1 protein-coding gene is annotated in these 2,333 nt (G+C 44.7%); it reads left to right on the forward strand.

The annotated features are described in order from the left end of the window. Nucleotides 1-434 precede the first annotated feature (434 nt). The gene (locus KDK17_RS17980; RefSeq protein WP_257288713.1) at nt 435-2,108 is read left to right on the forward strand and encodes a WD40 repeat domain-containing protein; all 1,674 of its coding nucleotides are present in this window, start codon (nt 435-437) and stop codon (nt 2,106-2,108) included. Nucleotides 2,109-2,333 lie beyond the last annotated feature (225 nt).

Genomic DNA, 2,333 nt, shown 5'->3' on the forward strand with positions numbered 1-2,333 from the left:
CAATGACCTCAATGTTTTGAACTTTCATTCTAAAACCGGTTCTAAGCTTTCAATCTATTTTAAATGTCCTTACCCAGAGGATAAAAACTGACTTTGAAGGGACAGCCATGCACCCTTCGGACAACCATTCCAGTAATGACAACAGAGTAGTGGTTTTCTGTACAGGCTGTTTCTAAAACAACCTGCAATTAAGCGTGTTTTTGAAGATAGCCGATTTGAAAACAGGGTTTGTTAAGAACCTGATTAAAACTTTTACAGCGAGCTCTCAATGGAAAAGTTTCTTCCTGTCATTTTCCCGGAGCAAGGCTCTGTTTTTGCTTATTTTTACTGACCTCAATGTTATGAACTTTCGTTCTAAAACCGGTTCTAAACTAACAACCCATTTTAAATCCTCTTTCTAACCGGAGGTAAATACTGACTTTGAAGGAACAGATATGCACTTTACGAACAGAAATTTTGACGCTCCACTCCCGCCTGCACCAAAGATACCCAGACTGCTTGAAGCACCAACGGTTGTCAGTCTGGGCAGGGAAGTTAGTGTACAGGAAAAAGTTGAACCTACATTCTTCCATTTAGCCGAAGAGACACATGTCAAAATTATTCGCTATTTGGATTTTCGAAGCATTCACTGTTTAACAAAGGTATGCACATACCTTCGCTATCTTGTTAAAAAGAATAGAGCTCTGGAAAGAACATGGTATCAGCGGTTTCCTTCACCATCCCGATATCAACTAAAGACCACCATCATGACAAAAGACAATCAACAACTCCGTGGTTGGTTAAAGCCGTTTGCGAATGGGAATACTGTCAAGTCACTCGTTTTTCAAGAGAACCGAAAATGTATTTATTTTCCTGCTCCGTTCCTGTTTACCAACAGTAAACTGATGTCTCAATGTAAAAAATTCAACCTAGAGATAACAGCCAAAATCACCCATCTTGACGATGTCAATACAGCCATATTTAGTCCTGATAGCCGCCATTTGGTGACCGCCAGTATGGATAATACGGTAAAAATCTGTCGCCACAGGGCCAACGGATTCTGGATTCCAAGAGCCACCATTTCCCATAACAATTCGGTCAGTTCAGCCACTTTTAGTGCCGATAGCCGTCATATAGTGACTGCCAGTCTCGATTTCACAGCGAAAATCTGCGTTCAGGCTGACGATGGGTCATGGCAAGAAAAAAGCACCATTATCCACGGCAGACATGTCAACTCAGCCACCTTCAGTGATGATGGTAAACATGTGGTGACCGCCAGCGATGATTGCACGGTGCAAATTCATGGGCAGGGGGACGGTGGGTCATGGGAAAGAGAGGCCATTATATACCCTGGTGGTCCAGTCAAATCAGCTAGCTTCAGTCCCGATGGCCGTGATGTGGTAATCGTCGGTAAAAATAACATGGTGAGCATCTATAGTCGGGAGGACAATGGGTTATGGAAACAAAAAATCGCCATCACCCATGAGGGTAGGATCACCTCAGCGACCTTCAGCGCCAATGGCCACCATTTGGTCACCACCAGTGAAGATCATACGGCGAAAATCTCTGACCTGCAGAAAGATGGATCATGGCAAGAAATAGCCACGATTTCTCACGAGGGTGCGGTCTACTCAGCTGCCTTCAGCGCCGACGGCCACCATCTGGTCACCACCAGTGAAGATCATACGGCAAAAATCTCTGCCCTGCAGGACGATGGATCATGGAAAGAAATAGCCACGATTTATCACGAGGGTGCGGTCTACTCAGCCAACTTCAGTACCGATGGCCGCCATTTGGTCACCGCCAGCGAAGATGGTACGGCAAAAATCTATGGTCTGGAGGCCCCTGAACGTTGGGTAGAAAAAACCACCATTACCCACAAAGGTTGCGTCCAATCGGCCGTCTTCAGTGCCGATGGTTGCCTTGTGGTGACGAATGCCCTGGGTGACAAAATAGTGAAAATTTATGGTCTTGGAGCCGATGGATCATGGGTAAAAAAAGCGATCATTTCCCACAAGAGGGTGGTCAGATCGGCCACCATCAGCGCCGATGTCCGATATGTGTTGACCATCAGTGATGATAACAAGGTGAGAGTCTTTAAACTAATGGAGGGAAGATTGATGGTCTAATGAACATAAAACCCGATAAAAAATTTCTTTCTATCCTTTTCCCGGATCAGGGTGTTGCTCTTTCCAAGTTTCACTGACCTCAATTTTCTGAACTTTCACTCTCAAACCAGGTCTAAGCGTTTTAATGAATTTTAAATGTCCTTTCTAACCGAGGATCAATACCCACTTTCAAGGAACAGTCATGCACTCTACGGATAAACATTCCAGGATTGACGTTTCACTCCC

Origin of the sequence: Endozoicomonas sp. SESOKO2, assembly GCF_024606245.1 — a bacterium.
Classification (GTDB): Bacteria; Pseudomonadota; Gammaproteobacteria; order Pseudomonadales; family Endozoicomonadaceae; genus Endozoicomonas_A.

Coding starts and splice junctions, on each gene's coding strand:
- KDK17_RS17980 (WP_257288713.1), top strand. CDS start 435: ATGCACTTTACGAACAGAAATTTTGACGCTCCACTCCCGCCTGCACCA.